Origin of the sequence: Micromonospora sp. DT227, assembly GCF_049841835.1 — a bacterium.
Lineage (GTDB): Bacteria > Actinomycetota > Actinomycetes > Mycobacteriales > Micromonosporaceae > Micromonospora.
Genome location: NZ_JBNCLA010000002.1, coordinates 414,724 through 433,774 on the forward strand (window position 1 = coordinate 414,724; position 19,051 = coordinate 433,774).

General features: G+C 71.9%; 18 protein-coding genes and 1 pseudogene. 9 read left to right on the forward strand and 10 right to left on the reverse strand.

What is annotated here, in order from left to right:
- Positions 1-23: 23 nt before the first annotated feature.
- Positions 24-542, reverse strand: a complete 519-nt coding sequence (locus tag ACLQ2W_RS10875) for an Arc family DNA-binding protein (RefSeq protein ID WP_425786282.1) — start codon at positions 540-542, stop codon at positions 24-26.
- 269 nt (positions 543-811) lie between these two features.
- Between ACLQ2W_RS10875 and ACLQ2W_RS10880 the strand changes: the two genes are divergently transcribed.
- A complete protein-coding gene (locus ACLQ2W_RS10880; RefSeq protein WP_425786283.1) occupies positions 812-1,393 on the forward strand; it encodes a Uma2 family endonuclease in 582 nt (193 codons plus the stop codon).
- Positions 1,394-1,414: 21 nt separating this feature from the next.
- On the opposite strand, the gene ACLQ2W_RS10885 is transcribed toward ACLQ2W_RS10880, so the two are convergent.
- From ACLQ2W_RS10885 to ACLQ2W_RS10895, 3 genes are all read right to left on the reverse strand, one after another.
- Positions 1,415-1,900 carry an SRPBCC family protein gene (locus ACLQ2W_RS10885; protein WP_425786284.1) on the reverse strand — a complete coding sequence of 162 codons (486 nt, stop codon included), beginning with the start codon at positions 1,898-1,900 and terminating at the stop codon, positions 1,415-1,417.
- A 101-nt stretch (positions 1,901-2,001) separates the two neighbouring features.
- Positions 2,002-2,736, reverse strand: coding sequence for a cation transporter (locus ACLQ2W_RS10890; protein WP_425786285.1), 735 nt, complete (start codon positions 2,734-2,736; stop codon positions 2,002-2,004).
- Positions 2,736-3,065, reverse strand: coding sequence for an ArsR/SmtB family transcription factor (locus tag ACLQ2W_RS10895; protein WP_281937909.1), 330 nt, complete (start codon positions 3,063-3,065; stop codon positions 2,736-2,738). The genes ACLQ2W_RS10890 and ACLQ2W_RS10895 overlap by 1 nt, the downstream gene beginning before the upstream one ends.
- A gap of 926 nt (positions 3,066-3,991) precedes the next feature.
- Between ACLQ2W_RS10895 and ACLQ2W_RS10900 the strand changes: the two genes are divergently transcribed.
- A complete protein-coding gene (locus tag ACLQ2W_RS10900; RefSeq protein WP_425786286.1) occupies positions 3,992-4,867 on the forward strand; it encodes a DUF6414 family protein in 876 nt (291 codons plus the stop codon).
- 612 nt (positions 4,868-5,479) lie between these two features.
- Here the strand turns inward: ACLQ2W_RS10900 and ACLQ2W_RS10905 are convergent.
- Both ACLQ2W_RS10905 and ACLQ2W_RS10910 read right to left on the reverse strand, forming a co-directional pair.
- Complete coding sequence (locus ACLQ2W_RS10905; RefSeq protein ID WP_425786287.1) at positions 5,480-5,653, reverse strand: hypothetical protein; 174 nt, start codon at positions 5,651-5,653, stop codon at positions 5,480-5,482.
- Positions 5,650-5,868 (reverse strand): flavin reductase, encoded by a 219-nt coding sequence (locus tag ACLQ2W_RS10910; RefSeq protein WP_425786288.1) that lies wholly within the window; start codon positions 5,866-5,868, stop codon positions 5,650-5,652. The genes ACLQ2W_RS10905 and ACLQ2W_RS10910 overlap by 4 nt, the downstream gene beginning before the upstream one ends.
- Positions 5,869-6,268: 400 nt before the next feature.
- On the opposite strand from ACLQ2W_RS10910, the gene ACLQ2W_RS10915 reads away from it, so the two are divergent.
- A complete protein-coding gene (locus ACLQ2W_RS10915) occupies positions 6,269-6,508 on the forward strand; it encodes a winged helix-turn-helix domain-containing protein (RefSeq protein WP_107159014.1) in 240 nt (79 codons plus the stop codon).
- A gap of 74 nt (positions 6,509-6,582) precedes the next feature.
- Here the strand turns inward: ACLQ2W_RS10915 and ychF are convergent, their stop codons facing one another.
- The 3 genes from ychF to ACLQ2W_RS10930 are packed head-to-tail and all read right to left on the reverse strand — an operon-like array spanning position 6,583 to position 8,993.
- Positions 6,583-7,668, reverse strand: a complete 1,086-nt coding sequence (gene ychF, locus ACLQ2W_RS10920) for a redox-regulated ATPase YchF (RefSeq protein ID WP_425786289.1) — start codon at positions 7,666-7,668, stop codon at positions 6,583-6,585.
- An 11-nt stretch (positions 7,669-7,679) separates the two neighbouring features.
- Entirely contained in the window at positions 7,680-8,441 is a 762-nt protein-coding gene (locus ACLQ2W_RS10925) for a Type 1 glutamine amidotransferase-like domain-containing protein (RefSeq protein ID WP_425786290.1), read from the reverse strand.
- 30 nt (positions 8,442-8,471) lie between these two features.
- Positions 8,472-8,993 carry a MarR family winged helix-turn-helix transcriptional regulator gene (locus ACLQ2W_RS10930; RefSeq protein WP_425786291.1) on the reverse strand — a complete coding sequence of 174 codons (522 nt, stop codon included), beginning with the start codon at positions 8,991-8,993 and terminating at the stop codon, positions 8,472-8,474.
- A 93-nt stretch (positions 8,994-9,086) separates the two neighbouring features.
- On the opposite strand from ACLQ2W_RS10930, the pseudogene ACLQ2W_RS10935 reads away from it, so the two are divergent.
- A pseudogene (locus ACLQ2W_RS10935) lies at positions 9,087-9,857 on the forward strand (EamA family transporter); the annotation flags it as partial.
- Between the two features lie 101 nt (positions 9,858-9,958).
- Here ACLQ2W_RS10935 and ACLQ2W_RS10940 read toward each other — a convergent pair.
- Positions 9,959-10,435, reverse strand: coding sequence for a hypothetical protein (locus ACLQ2W_RS10940; RefSeq protein WP_425786292.1), 477 nt, complete (start codon positions 10,433-10,435; stop codon positions 9,959-9,961).
- Between the two features lie 210 nt (positions 10,436-10,645).
- Between ACLQ2W_RS10940 and ACLQ2W_RS10945 the strand changes: the two genes are divergently transcribed.
- From ACLQ2W_RS10945 to valS, 5 genes are all read left to right on the forward strand, one after another.
- Positions 10,646-12,097 carry an AlkA N-terminal domain-containing protein gene (locus tag ACLQ2W_RS10945; RefSeq protein ID WP_425786293.1) on the forward strand — a complete coding sequence of 484 codons (1,452 nt, stop codon included), beginning with the start codon at positions 10,646-10,648 and terminating at the stop codon, positions 12,095-12,097.
- Positions 12,094-12,606, forward strand: a complete 513-nt coding sequence (locus tag ACLQ2W_RS10950; RefSeq protein ID WP_425786294.1) for a methylated-DNA--[protein]-cysteine S-methyltransferase — start codon at positions 12,094-12,096, stop codon at positions 12,604-12,606. Before ACLQ2W_RS10945 ends, ACLQ2W_RS10950 begins: the two co-directional genes overlap by 4 nt.
- A 36-nt stretch (positions 12,607-12,642) precedes the next feature.
- Positions 12,643-14,457, forward strand: coding sequence for an ABC transporter ATP-binding protein (locus ACLQ2W_RS10955; protein ID WP_425786295.1), 1,815 nt, complete (start codon positions 12,643-12,645; stop codon positions 14,455-14,457).
- Positions 14,454-16,307, forward strand: coding sequence for an ABC transporter ATP-binding protein (locus ACLQ2W_RS10960; protein WP_425786296.1), 1,854 nt, complete (start codon positions 14,454-14,456; stop codon positions 16,305-16,307). Before ACLQ2W_RS10955 ends, ACLQ2W_RS10960 begins: the two co-directional genes overlap by 4 nt.
- Positions 16,308-16,389: 82 nt before the next feature.
- Positions 16,390-18,954, forward strand: coding sequence for a valine--tRNA ligase (gene valS, locus ACLQ2W_RS10965; protein ID WP_425786297.1), 2,565 nt, complete (start codon positions 16,390-16,392; stop codon positions 18,952-18,954).
- The last annotated feature ends 97 nt before the right edge of the window (positions 18,955-19,051 follow it).

Below are 19,051 nucleotides of genomic sequence, written 5' to 3' on the forward strand. Positions count from 1 at the left end.
AAAAGCCGGGTGGGGCGGTACGGTCAGTGCACCCAGCCGGTGAAGCGCTGCTGGGACCGTTGCCCGCTGGCGCGCGGCTCGGGACGCGACTCCCGGTCGCCTCGGGACAGGCCGGCGGCGGCGGCCCGGACCAGCCAGGCGTTGACCGAGCGCCCCTCGGCGGAGGCGGCCTCCTCGACCGCGGCCTTGAGCTGCTCCGGCATGCGTACGTTGATCCGGGCGACCGGGCCGTCCTCGCTGATCGGCAGGTCGATGTCCGGTGCCGCGCCCTGGTCGGACGCCGCCGGGAGCGGCTCGGCCTGCGGTGGGGTCACCACGAAGTCCGGGTCCCGGCCGCGCAGCCGCACCTCCACCGAGCCGGGGGCGAGTTCCCGGGTGATCTCGTCGGCGGCGGCCGACAGCGCGTCCAGCAGCGTCATCCGGATCGCCGACTCCAGCGGCCCGGTCAGGCGCTCGACCAGCGCACGCGACTCTTCACCGCCGGCTTCGGCGAGCGTGGCGAACTCCCGCCCGAGGTTGCTCACATACGAGGTCAAGTCCATGGCATTACTGTGGCACATCACTGGCACCATGGCAAGCCTAAATGATGCCACTGCGGCACGCGCCCTGAGTTGATTACTGCATCAACCCTGTTCAAGAGCCATCCTCAGCTTGGCATCACCATGACGCCACGCCACCCTCACCTGCCGTCGCCAGCACCCGAGGCGTGCTCTTGATCTCTCGCAGAGCACCGCCGAGAGGGTTGCTCGAAGAACGCGCCGACCGCGTGAGCGCGCAGGTCGGCCCGTCACCGAGTGCTACCGTGAGGCCCATGACTGCGGTGCCCGAGTGGATGCGGCCGCCCCGCCCTGAAGGCTGGTATTCCGAGGATTTGGACAAGCTCGCCGAAGCGCCGCGTCACACCGAGCTCATCGATGGAGCACTCGTCTTCATGATGTCCCCTCAGCGGGTCTGGCACGCCCGGATGGTCACCGCACTGGTGATCGCCCTGACCGAGCAGGCTCCGGCAGGCGTCGAGGTCGATCGGGAAATCACGATTCGACTCGACCGATGGAACCGCCCCGAGCCCGATCTTCTTGCCACAACGGCGCCCTACGACCCGTCCCGCACCTTCTACACACCCGAAGAGACGCTGCTGGTGGTCGAGGTGGTCTCGCCCGAGTCGGCGCACCGGGACCGCAACGTCAAGCTGCGCAAGTACGCGGAAGCGGGGATCGCGAACTACTGGCGCATCGAGGACGAGGACGGCTCCCCGGTGGTCTACACGTACGAGATCGACGGCCCCACCCGGTCGTATGCGCCGACCGGAATCCATCGGGGTGAGCTGCGCACCTCGTTGCCCTTCCCGATCAAGATCGACCTGACCGGGTTGTTGCCCGTCCGCAAAAGCTGACCTAGTGCCCGCCAGGCGGTTTCACTCCGCCCCCTCAGCTTGGCGTTGAGGCCGTGCCAAGGCGTCCGCGAGGTAGGCGTTGCGGCGGGCGATGAGGCGTCGCAGGTACGGCCGCAGGATCAAGTGGGCCACCAGGCGACCGAGGGGGCCCATCGGCGCCGTGAAGTCGATGACGTCGCGCATGAGGGTCGCCGCGCGGTCAGCCGGGTTCCGGGTGAACGTGTGCTCATGGTGCCATCGGCGGAACGGGCCGCTGATCTGCTCGTCCGTGAAGCCGTGCGGTCGTCGATAGTGGGTGATCCGGACGGCCATCCGCCAGGGCAGGCCGAAGTGCCGCGCTTCCCACGTCACGGTGTCGCCGGCCGCCAACCGGCCGGTCGTCACGCCGCCGACCGCCCGTTCGGCGCTGTTCGCCATGGAGTCGGTGTGCGTGTCGACGTCGAGGCAGGCGTCGAAGACGGCTTCCGTGGCTGCCTGGACGTCCGTGGTCAGCTCGATGCGCGGCACACCGCCAACGGTAAGCCTCCGCGTTTGGCGCAGTGACAGCGCGATGTCTCTCACCCCGTTGCACGGTCAGCCGTCGAAGCGGCACCCGCAGCGCCGGAAGATCACTTCGTCTCGCCCGAGCAGCAGGAACAGCCAGGTTCGCACGCACAGGTGTCGGCGCTGTCACGCCGACCGGCAGGTGGAGCCGAACCGTTGACCGGCATCGCGCAGCAGGCGTCCCCGCGCCACGCCGCTCGCCCCTCCTTGACCGCCACCACGGCGATGACGAGCGCGGCGAGCGGATCGGCCCAGGACCAGCCGAAGAGGCTGTTGAGACCCAGGCCGACGAGCAGCACGGCGGACAGATAGGTGCAGAGCAGGGTCTGCTTGGAGTCGGCCACCGCTGATCGGGAGCCCAACTCGCGCCCGGCCCGCCGCTGCGCGTAGGACAGCACCGGCATGATCAGCAAGGACAGGGCAGCCAGGACCAGACCGACGGTGGAGTGTTCGGCCTCTCCGCCGCCGGCCAGCGCCCGCACCGACTCCACGGTCACGTACGCGGCAAGCGCGAAGAACGACACCGCGATGATCCGCAGTGCGGCCTTCTCCCGCGCCTCAGGGTCACGGCCGGCGAACTGCCACGCCACCGCCGCTGCCGAGGAAACCTCGATCACCGAGTCCAGACCGAAGCCGATCAGGGCGGTGGAGGAGGCCGCAGCACCGGCCGTGATCGCCACCACCGCCTCGATCACGTTGTAGGTGATCGTCGCCGCCACCAGGAGCCGCACCCGTCGGGCGAGCACGGCACGACGGGCCGCGCCGCCACCGGATCGGACCTGCAGCAGAGGGGCGGACATCAACAGCAGCCCTTCTCGTCGGCGTCCGCGCACATCGTCGGATCGACCGTCAGCACCAGGTTCAGCAGGTCACCGAGAGCATGCGCCAGCCGCGCGTCGGTCAGCTCGTAGCGGGTCCGCCGCCCCTCGGGCACCGCCACGACCAGACCACAGCCGCGCAGGCAGGCAAGGTGGTTGGACAGGTTCTGGCGAGTCGTCCCGAGCAGGTCGGCCAGCTCCGCCGGATAGCCCGGAGCGTCCCGCAGCGCCAAGAGCAACCGCGCTCGGATGGGGTCGGACAACGCATGGCCGAACCGGGCCAGCACATGCCCGTGCGTCAGGATCTCCACCCGACGACAGTACAGCGATTGCTGAATTCAGCGCCAACCGTACCGATCCTGCCAGCCCCGGCGGGCCGGAGTCAGACGTTGAAGCGGAACTAAGACGGAGGCTCCCGTGACCTGCACCGACGTGCCCGACGCGCTGGCGGCACCTCGTGCCGACCTCACGTTATTGGTGGCTGGTTGCCGACGTTTCACGCTGTCTTGTGCCCCGTGTGTGCCCCAAGCCCGACGAACGGTTCTTCCTCCAACGACGGAACCCCGCCGCCGTTGTGGCACCGCCGATCGCACCCAACAGCGCCTCGTTCAGCGGTCCCGGCTGTTCCATGTAGCCCAGGGCGACCATCAGGCCAGCCCCTGCCGTCATGACGCCAGCGCTCAGCAGTGCGAGGTGGGGAAGATGCCCGCGCATCTCGCCAGTAGATCAGGCCAAACAATCCGGCGTACAGGTCGTCTCGTCCGCCACCCACCAGGTCAGCCGCGCCCTCATGTGGCGGCTGACTTGCCGATTCTCCGGGTGCTGCTGGTCGCTCTCGGTCATCTTGCCGAATTGCCTGACTCCTTTGACCCCCAGGCAACCATCAGGGCGTTCTCACCTGCGCCGACCTTGGCTGCGCGCTGGGACTCGCGTCCGGCATCGTCCACAGACGTCCAGACCCGTACACCCCGATCGTCACCCAGTTAGTCCCTCAGCCGCTGGCTTCGACTTCGGCGGGCCGTAGTCGAACCTGCCAGTTGTGAGCGCTATGGTTGACCACGACCAGATCGAGGCAGACGCCAATAGCTGGGAGCTGATCCGCGAACCACGAGGGCCGCCCGGACTCCCGCTGCAATTTTCACGCCTTCCGCTCGGCAGCAACGCCAGTCTGGTTTGCTGCCTCACCGCTTGATAGGTGCTTGACGTATGTTCGTAGGCTCGCGTCGTACCGGTTCGGGTGACCTACTGGGAGAGACAAGTGGGGAATTATAAAAAGCCAAAGACGAATCTTCACCGAGAGTTCATTTACCTGAATCACGACACCATTCTTAACTCACTATCGGCTTTCGAAGCCGGGCGAATCGATGAAATCGTCGAGAAGACAACGGAAGCGTCCGAAGGCTCGATAGACGGAGGGATTGGAATTAAAGGCACTCGCGTTGGGGGTGCAAAGAAAAGGCAGGGAAGCATCCAGGAGGAACTTGTGAAAACCCGAACCAGGTTTTCTTCGTTCGAATCCTGGTTCCGCCGCCTCAAAGAAGAAGGTGCCCTGGGCACCTTTGACGAGTGGGACATGGAAGTTCGCGACGAGGTGTCAGTTGGAGACACCTTGCACTTCTCAGCGGATGTCAGCGTAAGTCCGTTGTTCAAGCTGGTCACCGCGTACTCCTCGTTCGCCAAGGCTCCGCAGCAATTCGGGCTGAAACAACAGGAGCTTGCCAATATAAAGCGAACCGCCCAGATGATGGAGAGCTGGATTTCGGGAAGCGATGGCAGTCGATCAGTTGCCGTATATTTAAGAGCCAATAGCACAGGCAGGCCGCGGATCGTGGCCAGACTCTCCTCCGATTATCTGGTTTCGGGCCTAGCGAACATTGAGGAGAGGTACCAGGTTGTGGCTCAGGTGCGCTCTATTCTCTCCCCGAGACATCAAGAGTCGCTGGTCCGCGTTCTGAAAGATGCGCCGCCGGTGCCAATTGAAGTAAGTACCGTAACCGAAGCCATGAAACACATGCAGGAAGGTGCTGCTCATCTGCACGTTCCATTTGAAGACGAGGATCTCTCCTTCACGCACCCGGATGTCATTGTCCATCCGATCGCCATCTTCAAGTAGCGCCATCCCGTCTGCCGTCGACCCGCCCCTTGGGGAGCGGGCCGCCGCCCGGCCCGCCACGTCAAGCGGACCTTGACGCACGGTCGGACGCTGGCGGGTCGGGCGGTGGTCTGCTCGGCTCGCCCGGGTCGACGGCTGGCGGGATGGCACGCGCAACCACCCACGGACCGCGACCCGCCGACGCAGCTCCGGCCATCCTGGAGTCGTTGCGCCCCCGCCGGAGGCGCAGTGACCGCGACCGGTCCGCCGCCGCGACCCGCGCTGCGGACCCGGCGTGCCCTTCCCTGCGCCGCGCTGCTCCGGCCGCGGCGCGGCCGGCTGCCGGCGACGAACCTCCACCACTTCCCTGACCTATCCCGTCTGCGGCGGCCCCCGGGCTTCCCGCTGTCCGCGCCAGCCGACGGGCGTTCTGCGTGGCCGTCGTGGAGCGACAGCGGAGCGTCGGGCGCGCGCCCAGGCGGCGGCGCGTGCGGCCCGTTCAGGGCCGCCTTGAAGACGTACAGAAACTTTGAACCACTTCGCCGGCAGCCCGCTTGTCCTCCGTCGACTGATGTGCGACACGCGTCCGCCAGGTGATCTGCGACAGTGTCGGCATCGGCGGTGGTCGCTGGCTCATATACGGCGCTGGGTACGCACCTTCGGGTGCTCGTTCCTCAGGTGGCCCAGCTTGTGCTGGCGGACCTGCTCGTTCCAGACCTCCTGGTCGTAGTCGGGGTCCGGTGGGATCCACTTGTGCGAGCCGTCGCTGTAGTGGAACTTCTCGTCGCCCGCTCGCAGGATGCTCATCGGATCCAGCCGAGAAATCGGCGGTACAGATCGCCGGTAGGAACGTGGCCAAGGTCCTGGACGGCATCGACGAATTGTGCGGCCAGGTAGACCGCCAGCGATGCCGAGGCGGCGTTGTACTCGGCTCGCAGTTCGCGGCGCCGGCTCCGACAGGGCCAATCCCCCGCGCAGCCTTCGCACGTCCATGTCGGCTTGACGGGCTGGTGTGCGCTCATGACAGGCCGTCCTGGTTGGGCCAGTGGCCGCGGTTGATCGGGATGCGATGCCGACTTCGGCAGGGCAGGTTCGCGCCGCAGCGGCAGATGCGTCGCCAGTGCCGCCAGGACCACACCGGTCGGTGGCGACGGGCGAGGGTGAGCGCTGCCGCCAGGACGTAGTCGTCATACGTAACCCGCTTCGGCGACATGTCACAGCCACCGAATCCGAGGTGGGAAGGGAGCACTGCGGCCTCCTCGCGCCACGGGTGTCCGGAGGCGTGGATGCCCGATCACGGGGGATGTGCCGGGCATCCACGCCGGCGAGGACGGCCCACAGTGCCAACCGAGGGGACGACCTCCTCCGCAACCTCCCATAGGTACCGTTGGGTAGTCAAGGGCTGGTGTAGGTGGTTGACTCGTGTCGCCAACCGAGGAGAACACCGTGCCACCGCGTTACCGCTACGAGCAGATTGCCGACGACCTCGCCGAACGCATCGCGTCCGGCGAGTTCCCGCCGGGTGCCAAGCTGCCCAGCCGGCGAGAGCTGATCGAGCACTACGGCGTGACCGAGCCGGTGATCGACCGCGCCATGCAGGTGCTACGGATCAAGGGCATGACCGAGACGCTGCCGGGCGTAGGCGTCTTCGTCGCCGAGTAGGCCGGGGCCCTTCGCGCCCGTGATGTGCCCCAGAACGGGGCGTCCACCGTCTGAACTGCGGAAACAGGCCGGACTCAGACGTTGAAGCGGAACTCCACCACGTCGCCGTCCTGCATGACGTACTCCTTGCCCTCGATCCGGACCTTGCCGGCGGCCTTCGCCGCCGCCATCGATCCGGCCGCGACCAGGTCGGCGTAGGACACCACCTCGGCCTTGATGAAGCCGCGCTGGAAGTCGCTGTGGATCACCCCGGCGGCCTCCGGCGCGGTCGCCCCGATCGGGACGGTCCAGGCCCGCGCCTCCTTGGGGCCGGCCGTGAGGTACGTCTGGAGCCCCAGCGTCCGGAAGCCCACCCGGACCAACTGGTCCAGGCCCGGCTCGGACTGCCCGATCGACTCCAGCAGCTCGCGGGCCTCGTCCTCGGGCAGGTCCACCAGCTCGGACTCGATCTTGGCGTCCATGAAGACCGCCTCGGCGGGCGCGACCAGCGCGCGCAGCTCGTCGAGGAACGCGGCGTTGCCCAGCTCGGCCTCGTCGACGTTGAAGACGTAGATGAACGGCTTGGTGGTGAGCAGGTGCAGCTCGCGCAGGTGCTCCAGCTCGACCTTCGCGGCGGCGGCTCCCGCGTAGAGCGTGATGCCGTTGTCGAGCACCTCGACGGCCTTCTTCGCGGCCTCGACGGCGGCGGCCCGGTCCTTGCGGAGCTTGGCCTCCTTCTCCAGCCGCGGCAGCGCCTTCTCCAGCGTCTGGATGTCGGCCAGGATCAGCTCGGTGTTGATCGTCTCGATGTCGTCGGCGGGCGAGACCTTGCCGTCGACGTGCACCACGTTCGGGTCGGAGAACGCGCGCACCACCTGGCAGATCGCCGAGGCGTCGCGGATGTTGGCCAGGAACGCATTGCCCCGGCCCTGTCCCTTCGACGCGCCCCGGACCAGGCCGGCGATGTCGACGAACGAGACCGGCGCGGGCAGCACCTTCTGCGAGGAGAAGATCTCGGCCAGCTTGCCCAGGCGCTCGTCGGGGAGCCCGACCACGCCGACGTTCGGCTCGATGGTGGCGAACGGGTAGTTCGCGGCGAGCACGTCGTTCTTGGTCAGCGCGTTGAACAGGGTGCTCTTGCCCACGTTGGGCAGGCCGACGATGCCGATGGTGAGACTCACGACGAGCCAGCTTACGCGGTCTGCCGGCCGTCCGGCCCGGCGGGCAGCAGCCGGGGCTCGATCCGGGTCTCCCGCACCGTGCCGTCGTCGGCGCGCACCAGCTCGTACGCGGCCACATCCGGCCGGTCCGCCACCGCCTCGACCAGCCGGGTCCCCCGGTAGATCAGCCCGACGCCGTCGTCGGTGCAGTGGCTGGTCGGCAGCGTCCCGTCGGCGACCAGCCGGTGCATCAGCGGCCGGCGTTGCTCCTCGCTGTCGTAGTGCACGCCGTTGCCGTACGGGAGCCAGCCCAGCCCGTCGGTGAACGGACGCAGCTCCGGGCCGTAGCTGTCGGTGGCACCACCGGTGTGCCAGCAGATCGAGCCGGCGGAGACGCCGCCGAGCACCACGCCGGCCTGCCAGCACTCGTGCAGGATCTCCGGCAGGCCGTGCACCCGCCACACCGCGCACAGGTTGGCGACGCTGCCGCCGCCGACCCAGATGACGTCCTGCGCCAGCAGGTGGGCGCGGATGTCGTCGACGTTGGGCATGGGGTACAGCGCCAGGTGGGACGCGCGGAACCGGGTGTCGGCGAACGCGCCGTAGAACACGGTGAGGCCGGTCGGCTGGTCGCCGACGGCCTGGCCGAGATAGCAGACCCGGGGCGCGTCACCGGCGCCGGCCAGCTCGGCCATGTGGTCGAAGAGCTGGCTGGGCCGGGCGTCCCAGGGGCCGCGCCGGCGACTGAAGTAGCCCATGCTGGTGGCGACGATGGTCGGTTCGGTGGCGGGCATGGGTGTCCTTCCGGCCGGCGACGGTGGAGATCATTGTGCCTCGTCGTCCGGTGGCCCGTCCGCCGCCTGGGCGGCGGCGAGCAGCGCGCGCAGCAGGTCGGCCAGTCGGTCCCGGTCGGCGGGGGGCAGCGCGTCGAGGATCCGCCGCTGCACCTCCAGCCCGGCCTCCGCCGACTCCTCGACGATCTGCCGGCCGGCGTCGGTGAGGCTGACCCGCAGCGCCCGCCGGTCCCCCGGGTCCGGCGCGCGGCGGACCAGCCCGGCGCGTTCCAGCCGGTCGAGCCGGCCGGTCATCCCGCCGGAGGTGAGCATCAGCGCGGCGGTGAGCGCCTTCGGCGCCAGCGTGTACGGCGGGCCGGACCGGCGCAGTGCGGCGAGCACGTCGAACTCGCCGCGTCCGATGCCCCAGCGGGCGTACACCTGTTCCTGCCGGTCGCCGACCAGCCGGGACAGCCGGTAGATGCGGCCGAAGACGGCCATCGGCTCGGGCCGCATGCCGGGCCGTTCCCGACGCCACTGCTCGACGATCAGGTCCACCTCGTCCGCTGCCACGGCTGTCGATTGTGCCGCACGTCGCCCTTCCGCTTTTACTCGACGCCAAGTAGCTTAGCTCTAAGATACTTACCACCGTGAGAAGAGGCAGGCATGACCCGCCGGACCGATGTCGCGCTCACCGCGATCGCGCCCGTCACCTGGGGCAGCACCTACCTGGTGACCGCCGAGCTGCTGCCCGCCGACCGGCCGCTCTGGGCCGGGGCGATCCGCGCCCTCCCGGCCGGCCTGCTGCTGCTCGCCCTGACCCGCCGCCGACCGCACGGCATCTGGTGGGGCCGGGCCGCCCTGCTCGGCACGCTCAACATCGGGGCGTTCTTCCCGCTGCTCTTCGTCGCCGCCTACCGGTTGCCCGGCGGCACCGCGGCCGTGCTCGGCGCGGCCCAGCCCCTGCTGGTCGCGATGCTCACGGTCGCCCTGCTCCGGGACCGGCCCGGCCGCACGGCGCTGCTCGCCGCCGTCGCCGCCCCGGCCGGCGTCGCCCTGGTGGTGCTGCGGCCGGGCGCCGGCCTCGACGCGCTCGGCGTCGCCGCCGGCCTGGCCGGCACCGCCGCGATGGCCGCCGGCCTGGTGCTCACCCGCCGCTGGGGGCGCCCGCCCGGGGTCGGCACGCTCGCGGCCACGAGCTGGCAGCTCGTCGCCGGCGGCCTGCTGATCACCCCGGTCGCCGCCGTGGTCGAGGGGGCGCCGCCCGCGCCGGACGGGCCGGCCCTGCTCGGGTACGCGTGGCTCGGGCTGGTCGGCACCGCGCTGGCGTACGCGCTCTGGTTCCGGGGCGCGGCCCGGCTGCCGGTGGGCCGGGTGTCGATGCTCGGCGCGCTCAGCCCGCTGACCGCCGCGGCGCTCGGCTGGCTGGTGCTCGGCCAGGCGCTCGGCCCGATCCAGCTCGCCGGCTTCGCGGTGGCGGTCGTCGCCATGGTGCTCGGGCAGCTCCCGGACCGACACGCTCGGGGCGTGACCGCCGCTCAGCCGGCTCGCAACCGGCGCCAGTCGGCCGGCACCGTGTCGACCGGAACGTCCTCGGGCAGCGCGCCGGACGGCAGCTCCGCCGCGGCGGCGAGCGGCAGGGTGAACCGGTGGCCGGCGGCGGGCCCGGCCTCGTGTGACCGGTCGAGCAGCCAGCGCACCTCGTCGGCGGTCCAGCCGAGGCCGCGCCGGCCGGCGATCTCCCCGACCAACCGCACGCCGACCCGGGTGTCGTCGTCGTAGAAGCGCATGCACCAGTGGTGCGCCCACATGCCGAGCGCGCGCAGGCCGGCCGCGTCGAGCGAGCCGACCAGCCGGCCGCAGGCCGTCTCGGCGAACGGCCGTGTCGGGTCGTCGGCGCGGTCCCGTTCGATCGCCCCGTAGGCGGCCGGCGCCACCGCCCGCATCCGGTCGTAGAAGCCCTGCACCACCGCGGTGTCGAGTGGTGCTCGCCCCCGCCCGGCCACGCTCGCCATGCCCCGCACCTTTTCTGGGAGTTGGTGGCGGGACGGTACCGACCACTTACGACACTTTCCCCGCCGCACCGGCAAGATCCACGCCACTACGCCGAGGTGGCGGTATCCGCGGGCCGGGGATACCGCCACCTCGCCGAGCTGGCGCGACTGCCGCACGTCAGGTCCGAATCCCGCCAGCCGAGCGGCCGGTCCGGGAGGCAGGATCGGGGCATGGAGCTGGACTTCGAGCGGTGCTACCGGGCCGTCGACAGCCGCGACCCGCGGTTCGACGGCTGGTTCTACACCGGCGTCACCTCGACCGGGATCTACTGCCGGCCGTCCTGCCCGGCGACGACACCGAAGCGGCAGAATGTCCGGTTCTTCCCGTCCGCCGCCGCCGCGCAGGGCGCCGGGCTGCGGGCCTGCCGCCGGTGCCGGCCCGACGCCGCGCCGGGCTCCCCGCAGTGGGACGTCCGGGCCGATCTGGTCGGCCGCGCGATGCGGCTGATCGCCGACGGCGTGGTCGACCGGGACGGCATACCCGGGCTGGCCACCCGGCTCGGCTACACCGAGCGGCACCTGCACCGCATGCTCCAGGCCGAGCTGGGCGCCGGCCCGCTGGCGCTGGCCCGGGCGCAGCGTGCGCAGACCGCCCGGATCCTGGTCGAGACCACCGGGCTGGGCCTGGCCGAGGTGGCCTTCGCCGCCGGGTTCGGCAGCGTGCGACAGTTCAACGACACGGTCCGCGAGGTGTTCGGCGTCACCCCGTCCGAGCTGAGGGGTGGCCGGAGCGGCTGTTCGACGGCCGGCGGGGCGGGCACCATCACGCTGCGACTGGCCTACCGGCCACCGCTGCACGCGGACGCGCTGCTGGACTTCCTCGCCCTGCGCGCGCTGCCCGGCATCGAGGAGGTCCGCGACCGGACGTACCATCGCGGGCTGCGCCTGCCGCACGGCCCCGGCACGGTGGCGCTGACCCCGGCCGGCGGGCACGTGGCCGCCACGCTGCGGCTGGCCGACATGCGCGACGTGGCACCCGCGGTGGCCCGCTGCCGCCGCCTGCTCGACCTGGACGCGGACCCGGTCGCGGTGGACGCCGTCCTGGCCGACGATCCGGCGCTGGCCCCGGCGGTCGCGGCAGAGCCCGGTGTCCGGCTCCCGCACGCGGTGGACGGCTTCGAGACCGCGGTCCGCGCCGTCACCACCCAGCAGGTCTCGCTCCGCTCGGCCCGGACCACGCTCACCCACCTGATCGCCGCCACCCGGTCCGACGACGACGGGGCCGACGACGGGGCCCCGGTTGGCCTGCGGGCGTTCCCGAGCGCGGCGGAGGTGCTCGCCGCGCCGGACCCGGCGTTCCGCATGCCCGGGGCCCGGCGGGAGACGATCCGGGCGTTGGCCCGCGCCGTCGTCGACGGGGAGCTGGACCTGGACGCGGGCGGCGACCGGGAGGAGGCCGCCCGGCGGCTGGTCGCGCTGCCCGGCGTCGGGCCGTGGACCGCCGGTTACCTGGCCATGCGCGCGCTCGGCGATCCCGACGTCATCCTCGCCACCGACCTGGGCGTCCGCCGCGGCGCAGCCGCGCTCGGCCTGCCCGACGACCCGAAGACCCTGACCGCGTACGCGGACCGCTGGCGCCCCTGGCGGTCGTACGCGACGATCCGACTCTGGAGAGCAGCATGACCACTCTGGACAGCACCGTCATCGACACTCCCGTCGGGCCGCTGAGCGTGCTCGCCGGGCCCGGCGGTGCGGTGCGCGCGGCCGGCTTCACCGCCGACCCGACGACCCTGGTGCCGTTGACGCACCCGAGCCTCCGCGGCGACCTGCGGGAGCGGGCCGACCTCGGGCCGGTGACCGCGGCCGTCCGGGCCTACCTCGACGGCGACCTGACCGCGATCGACGCGGTCGCGGTGGAGCAGCACACCGACGGCGCCTTCCTGGCGCACGCCTGGCAGGTGCTGCGCGACGTGAAGCCGGGTGATCCGGTGACGTACACCGGGTTCGCCGCGCTGGCCGGCCGGCCGGCCGCGGTCCGCGCCGCGGCGGCGGCCTGTGCCCGCAACGCCGCGGCGCTCTTCGTGCCCTGCCACCGGGTGTTGCGCACCGACGGCGCGCTCGGTGGCTACCGCTGGGGGCTGGACGTGAAAAAGTGGCTTCTCGGGCATGAGGGACGGGTGACGGCTAGCTGACCCCGCGTCGACGCACCCGGCCGCTACCGTCGGTTGGTGCCCGCGCCCAGCGACGGCAATCCCGCGGCGCATACCGACGCCCGGTCCCAGCCGCTGCACAACCTCTGGCGGCTGCGGCCCTACCTGCGCCCGTACGCGACGGAGTTCGCCTGGCTGCTGGTCGCCGCGCTGGCCGCGACCGGGGCGAGCCTGGCCGTCCCGCTGGTGGTGCAACGGGTGGTGGACGGGCCGGTGGCCCGGCACGACAGCTCCGGCCTGCTCCGGCTCGGCGCGCTCGCGCTGCTGCTCGGGCTCGCCGAAGCCGTGCTGATCTTCATCCGGCGGTGGACGCAGTCGTCCTCCTCGGTGGGCATGGAGGCGGCCATCCGGGCCGACATCTACGCGCACCTGCAACGGCTCCCGGTCGGCTGCCACGACCGCTGGCAGTCCGGTCAACTGCTCTCCCGGATCACCAGCGACCTCTCGGTGATCCGCCGGTTCCTCTCCTTCGGTCTGCTCTTCCTGGTGCTCAACCTGATCACCTACGCCGCCGTGGTGGTGCTGCTGATCCGGCTGCACCCCTGGCTGGGGCTGCTGGTCGCGGCCAGCGCCCTCCCGCTGTTCCTGATCAGCCGGCGGTTCGCCCGGCACTACCACGCGGCCTCCCGTCGCATGCAGGACCAGCAGGGCGACGTGGCCACGCTGGTCGAGGAGACCGCGCAGGGGCTGCGCACCATGCGGGCGTACGGGCGGGGTCCGGAACTGGCCGCCCGGTTCGCCGCCGGCGCCCGCCGGCTGCACGACACCGGGATCGGCAAGGCCCGCCTGCTGGCCCGCACCTCCGCGCTGTTCGACCTGGTGCCCAACCTGACGCTCGGCGCGGTCCTGGTGGCCGGCGCCGCCGCCGTGGCCGGGGGCGCGCTCACCATCGGGCAACTGGTCGCGTTCGTCAGCCTCCAACTGATGCTGATCTGGCCGGTGCAGTCACTCGGCTGGATCATCGCGAACGGGCAGGAGGCCGCCACCGCCGCCGACCGGATCCAGGAGGTGCTCGACACGCCGCCGACCATCGTGGACGCCCCGCACGCCCGGTCGCTGGGTCGGGGTGAGGTCCACGGCCGGCTCCGCTTCGAGCGGGTGACCTTCCGCTATCCCGGCGCACCCACCCCGGTGCTGCACGACCTGGACCTGACCGTCGAGCCGGGCGAGACGCTCGCCCTGGTCGGCGCCACCGGGTGCGGCAAGAGCACGTTGCTCTCGCTGGTCCCCCGGCTGCACGAGGTGACCGGCGGCCGGCTCACGCTCGACGGGCACGACGTACGCGACCTGCGCCTCAGCTCGCTGCGCCGGCTGGTCGGGGTGGCCTTCGAGGAGCCGACGCTGTTCTCCATGTCGGTCCGGGAAAATCTCACCCTGGGCCGGCCCGAGGCCGGCGAGGAGGAGATCCGGGCCGCGCTGACGCTGGCGCAGGCGGACTTCGCGTACGAGCTGCCGTGGGGCTTGGCCACCCGGGTCGGTGAGCAGGGGCTGTCGCTCTCCGGCGGGCAGCGGCAGCGGCTCGCGCTGGCCCGGGCGGTGCTCGGCCGGCCCGCCCTGCTGGTCCTCGACGACCCGCTCTCCGCGCTGGACGTGCACACCGAGGCGCTTGTCGAGGCCGCGCTGCGCCGGGTGCTGCGGAACACCACGGCGCTGCTGGTGGTGCACCGGCCCTCGACCGTGGCGCTGGCCGACCGGGTGGCGCTGCTGGAGGCCGGTCGGGTGGTGGCCGTCGGCACCCACTCCGAGATGCTGGCCGGGGTGCCGGCGTACCGGGCGGTGCTCTCCGCCGAGCCGGAGGGTCGGCCGGGCGGCGTCGGCCTGGTGCGGTCGTGACCGCGCCGGACGCCGACCTGACCCGGTGGCGGGGCCGGGCCACCGACCCGGACGCCGACCGCAGCCGCGCGGAGGGCTCGTCACCGGCGGCGGTGACCCGGCTCCGCGTCCGCAGCCGGCTCCTGCTGCGGACGCTGCTCCACCCGCACCGGGCGCCGCTCGGGCTGGCCGTGGCGCTGCTACTGGCCCAGAACGCGGCGGCGATGACCGGCCCGTACCTGGTCATGCTCGGCATCGACCGGGGCATTGGGCCGCTGCGGGCCGGTGACGCCGGCCCACTGGTCGCGGTCGCCGCCGCGTTCGTCGTGGCGACCGCCGTCGAGTACGCGGCTCGGCGCGCGTTCCTCGCCCTCGCCGCCCGGATCGGCCAGGCCGTCCTGCTCGACCTCCGCCAGCGGGTGTACGCGCACTTCCTCCGCCTCGACGTCGGCTTCCACGAGCGGTACACGTCCGGCCGGATGGTGTCCCGGCTGACCAGCGACCTGGAATCGATCGGTGAACTGGTCGACGGCGGGATCGACCGGCTGGTCATGGCCGTGCTGTCGGTGCTGTCGGTGGCGGGCATCCTGCTCTGGCTGGACCTGCCGCTGGCCGCGGTCACGCTGTTCGCGTTCCCGTTCCTGTTCGGGCTGTCCCGCTGGTTCGCGCGGGCCTCCGCCGGGGCGTACCGCCGCACCCGGGAGGCGGTGGCGCTGGTCATCGTGCACTTCGTCGAGTCGCTGCGCGGAATCCGGGCCGTGCAGGCGTTCCGCCGCGAGCCCCGCAACCAGCGCATCTTCGCCGCGGTCAACGACGACTACCGGCGGGCCAGCCTGCGCGCGTTCCGGCTGATCGCGATCTACTCGCCGGGCATCCGGCTGATCGGCAACCTGACCGCCGCCACGGTGCTCGCGTACGGCGGCTGGCGGGTGCTCGGCGGCGACACCGAGGTCGGCGTGCTCGCCGCGTTCCTGCTCTACCTCCGGCGGTTCTTCGAGCCGATGGAGGAGCTGAGCCAGTTCTACAACTCGCTCCAGTCGGCGACCGCGGCGTTGGAGAAGCTGGCCGGGGTGCTGGACGAGCGCCCGGCGGTGGCCGAGCCGGCGCGGCCGGTGCCGCTGCCCGCCGGGCCGCCGCGCGGCGCCGTGGTCTTCCGCTCGGTCTCCTTCGGCTACCGGCCGGAGACGCCGATCCTGTCCGGGCTGGAGCTGACCGTCCCGGCCGGACAGACCGTGGCGTTGATCGGCCCGACCGGGGCCGGCAAGTCCACGCTGGCGAAGCTGCTGGCCCGTTTCCACGACCCGGACGCCGGCTCGGTCCACCTGGACGGGGTGGACCTGCGCGACCTGGCCGACGCCGAACTGCGCCGGGCGGTGGTGCTGGTCACCCAGGAGACCCACCTGTTCAGCGGTTCCGTCGCGGAGAACATCAGGTTCGGCCGCCCGGACGCGGACGACGCCGCCGTGGTGGCCGCCGCCCGGGCCATCGGCGCGCACGAGTTCATCGCCGCGCTGCCCGACGGGTACGCCACCGACGTGCACCGGCGTGGCGGCCGGCTCTCCGCCGGGCAGCGGCAACTCGTCGCGTTCGCCCGGGCGTTCCTGGCCGACCCCCGGGTGCTGATCCTCGACGAGGCCACCTCGTCGCTGGACGTGCCGACCGAGCGGCTGGTGCAGCGCGCGTTGCGGAACGTGCTGTGCGACCGCACCGCGCTGGTGATCGCCCACCGGCTCTCCACCGTGGAGATCGCCGACCGGGTGCTGGTCCTCGACGCCGGCGGGATCGTCGAGGACGGCCCGCCGGCCGAGCTGGCCGCCGCCGGTGGCCGGTACGCCGCCCTGCACCGCCAGTGGCGCGACTCACTGCTCTAGGGGCAGAGAGTGCAAGATCGACGGGCGGTGGGGCCGGGGGAAAGACGTGGAGCGGGCCGCCGGGGGTGCCTACCATCGGCGGATGAGTGACACGACGAGGACGGGGCGCTCCGGCGTCCCCGAGCGTCCGAGCCTGGACGGGCTCGAGGAGACCTGGGCCCGTCGCTGGCAGGCGGACGGCACGTACGCGTTCGACCGCACGAAGGAACGCGCGGACGTGTACTCCATCGACACCCCGCCGCCGACCGTGTCGGGCGAGCTGCACATGGGGCACGTCTTCTCGTACACGCACACCGACGTCGTGGCCCGGTTCCAGCGGATGCGCGGGCGGACCGTCTTCTACCCGATGGGCTGGGACGACAACGGGCTGCCCACCGAGCGGCGGGTGCAGAACGTCTACGGCGTGCGCCCCGACCCGGCGCTGCCGTACGACCGGGACTGGCGACCGCCGGCCACACCGGTGAGCGCCGACGCCCGGAAGAACCCGACGGCGATCTCCCGACGCAACTTCATCGAGCTGTGCGAGACGTTGACCGTGACCGACGAGCAGGCGTTCGAGGCGCTGTGGCGGCGGCTCGGCCTCTCCGTGGACTGGTCGTTGACGTACACCACGATCGGGTCGGCGGCCCGGGCGGCCAGCCAGCGCGCGTTCCTGCGCAACCTGGCCCGTGGTGAGGCGTACCAGGCCGAGGCGCCGACGCTCTGGGACGTCGGGTTCGGTACCGCGGTCGCGCAGGCGGAGCTGGAGGACCGGGTCCGGCCCGGCGCGTACCACCGGCTGCGGTTCACCGGGCCGGACGGGCGTGAGGTGCTGATCGACACCACCCGGCCGGAGTTGCTGCCGGCCTGCGTGGCGCTGGTCTGCCACCCCGACGACGAGCGGTACGCCGACCTGGTCGGCACCGCTGTGCGTACCCCCGTCTTCGGGGTGGAGGTGCCGGTGCGCGCGCACGCGCTGGCGGACCCGGCCAAGGGCACCGGCATCGCGATGGTCTGCACGTTCGGTGACCTGACGGACGTGACCTGGTGGCGCGACCTGCGGCTGGACACCCGGGTGGTGATCGGCCGGGACGGGCGGCTGCTGCCGGAGCCGCCGGCGGACGTGCCGGCGGGACCCTACGCGGCGCTGGCCGGGCAGAGCGTCAACGGCGCCCGGCGCGCGGTGGTGGAGCTGCTGGGCGAGGCCGGCGACCTGGTCGGCGAGCCGCGCCCGATCACCCACCCGGTGAAGTTCTACGAGCGCGGCGACCGGCCGCTGGAGATCGTCTCGACCCGGCAGTGGTACCTGCGCAACGGCGGCCGGGACGCCGACCTGCGCGACGGGCTGCTGGCCCGCGGGCGCGAGTTGCGCTGGGTGCCGGCGCACATGCGGCACCGCTACGAGCACTGGGTGGGCGGTCTCACCGGCGACTGGCTGGTCAGCCGGCAGCGGTTCTTCGGCGTGCCGGTGCCGGTGTGGTACCGGCTCGACGACACTGGCGAGCCGGACTGGACCCACCCTCTCACACCGGACGAGGCGACGTTGCCGATCGATCCGACAAGCGAGCCGCCGCCCGGTTTCGCCGAGTCGCAGCGCGGTCGGCCCGGTGGCTTCACCGGCGATCCGGACGTGCTGGACACCTGGGCCACCTCGTCGCTGACCCCGCAGCTCGTCGGCGGGTGGGAAACCGACCCGGACCTGTTCGGCCGGGTCTTCCCGATGGACCTGCGCCCCCAGGGACACGACATCATCCGCACCTGGCTGTTCGCCACCGTGGCCCGCTCGCACCAGGAACACGGCGTGCTGCCCTGGCGTACGACGGTGCTCTCCGGCTGGATCCTCGACCCGGACCGGAAGAAGATGTCCAAGTCCAAGGGGAACGTGGTCACCCCGATGGGGCTGCTGGCCGAGCACGGCTCCGACGCGGTCCGCTACTGGGCCGCCAACGGCAAGCCGGGCATGGACCTCGCCTTCGACCCGGCCCAGGTCAAGGTGGGCCGCCGGCTGGCCACCAAGCTGCTCAACGCGTCCCGCTTCGCGTTGGGGCTGGGCGCCGCCGACGCGCTGCGGGCCCCGGCGACGGAACCACTCGACACCGCGATGCTCGCCGAGCTGTCCGGCCTGGTCGGGGCCGCGACGTCGGCCCTCGACGGGTACGACCACACCGCCGCCCTGATGGCCACCGAGGCGTTCTTCTGGCGGTTCTGCGACGACTACATCGAGTTGGTGAAGGAGCGCGCCTACGGCGAGGGGCCGGCGGCCGACTCGGCGCGGGCGGCGCTCGCCACCGCGCTGTCGGTGCAGTTGCGGCTCCTCGCGCCGGTGCTGCCGTTCGTCACCGAGGAGGTCTGGTCCTGGTGGCGGTACGGCTCCGTGCACCGGGCGACGTGGCCGACCACGTACGAGGTGGACCGCGCGCTGGCCGCGCCCGGCGACCCGGAGCTGCTGCGGCTGGCCGCCGACGCGCTGGGGCAGGTGCGCCGCGCCAAGTCGGAGCGGAAACTGTCGATGAAGGCGGACGTGCCGCTGGCCGAGGCGCTCGGGCCGGCGGCCCTGCTCGACCAGCTCACGCTCGTGGCCGACGACGTGCGCGCGGCGGGGCGGATCGCCAAGCTCGACCTGCTGCCCGACCGCACCCCCGAGCTGGTCATCGCCTGCGCGTTCTGACGCCGGTTGGGCCGCCCCGCTTGTTAGGCGGGGGCCCCGCTTAACAGGTAGGTGTTAAGCGGGGCCCCCGCCTCTACCGAATGCGTTAAGCGGGGCC

Coding starts and splice junctions, on each gene's coding strand:
- ACLQ2W_RS10875 (WP_425786282.1), bottom strand. CDS start 542: ATGGACTTGACCTCGTATGTGAGCAACCTCGGGCGGGAGTTCGCCACG.
- ACLQ2W_RS10880 (WP_425786283.1), top strand. CDS start 812: ATGACTGCGGTGCCCGAGTGGATGCGGCCGCCCCGCCCTGAAGGCTGG.
- ACLQ2W_RS10890 (WP_425786285.1), bottom strand. CDS start 2,736: ATGTCCGCCCCTCTGCTGCAGGTCCGATCCGGTGGCGGCGCGGCCCGT.
- ACLQ2W_RS10905 (WP_425786287.1), bottom strand. CDS start 5,653: ATGAGCATCCTGCGAGCGGGCGACGAGAAGTTCCACTACAGCGACGGC.
- ACLQ2W_RS10910 (WP_425786288.1), bottom strand. CDS start 5,868: ATGAGCGCACACCAGCCCGTCAAGCCGACATGGACGTGCGAAGGCTGC.
- ACLQ2W_RS10925 (WP_425786290.1), bottom strand. CDS start 8,441: ATGCCCGCCACCGAACCGACCATCGTCGCCACCAGCATGGGCTACTTC.
- ACLQ2W_RS10940 (WP_425786292.1), bottom strand. CDS start 10,435: ATGGCGAGCGTGGCCGGGCGGGGGCGAGCACCACTCGACACCGCGGTG.
- ACLQ2W_RS10945 (WP_425786293.1), top strand. CDS start 10,646: ATGGAGCTGGACTTCGAGCGGTGCTACCGGGCCGTCGACAGCCGCGAC.
- ACLQ2W_RS10950 (WP_425786294.1), top strand. CDS start 12,094: ATGACCACTCTGGACAGCACCGTCATCGACACTCCCGTCGGGCCGCTG.
- valS (WP_425786297.1), top strand. CDS start 16,390: ATGAGTGACACGACGAGGACGGGGCGCTCCGGCGTCCCCGAGCGTCCG.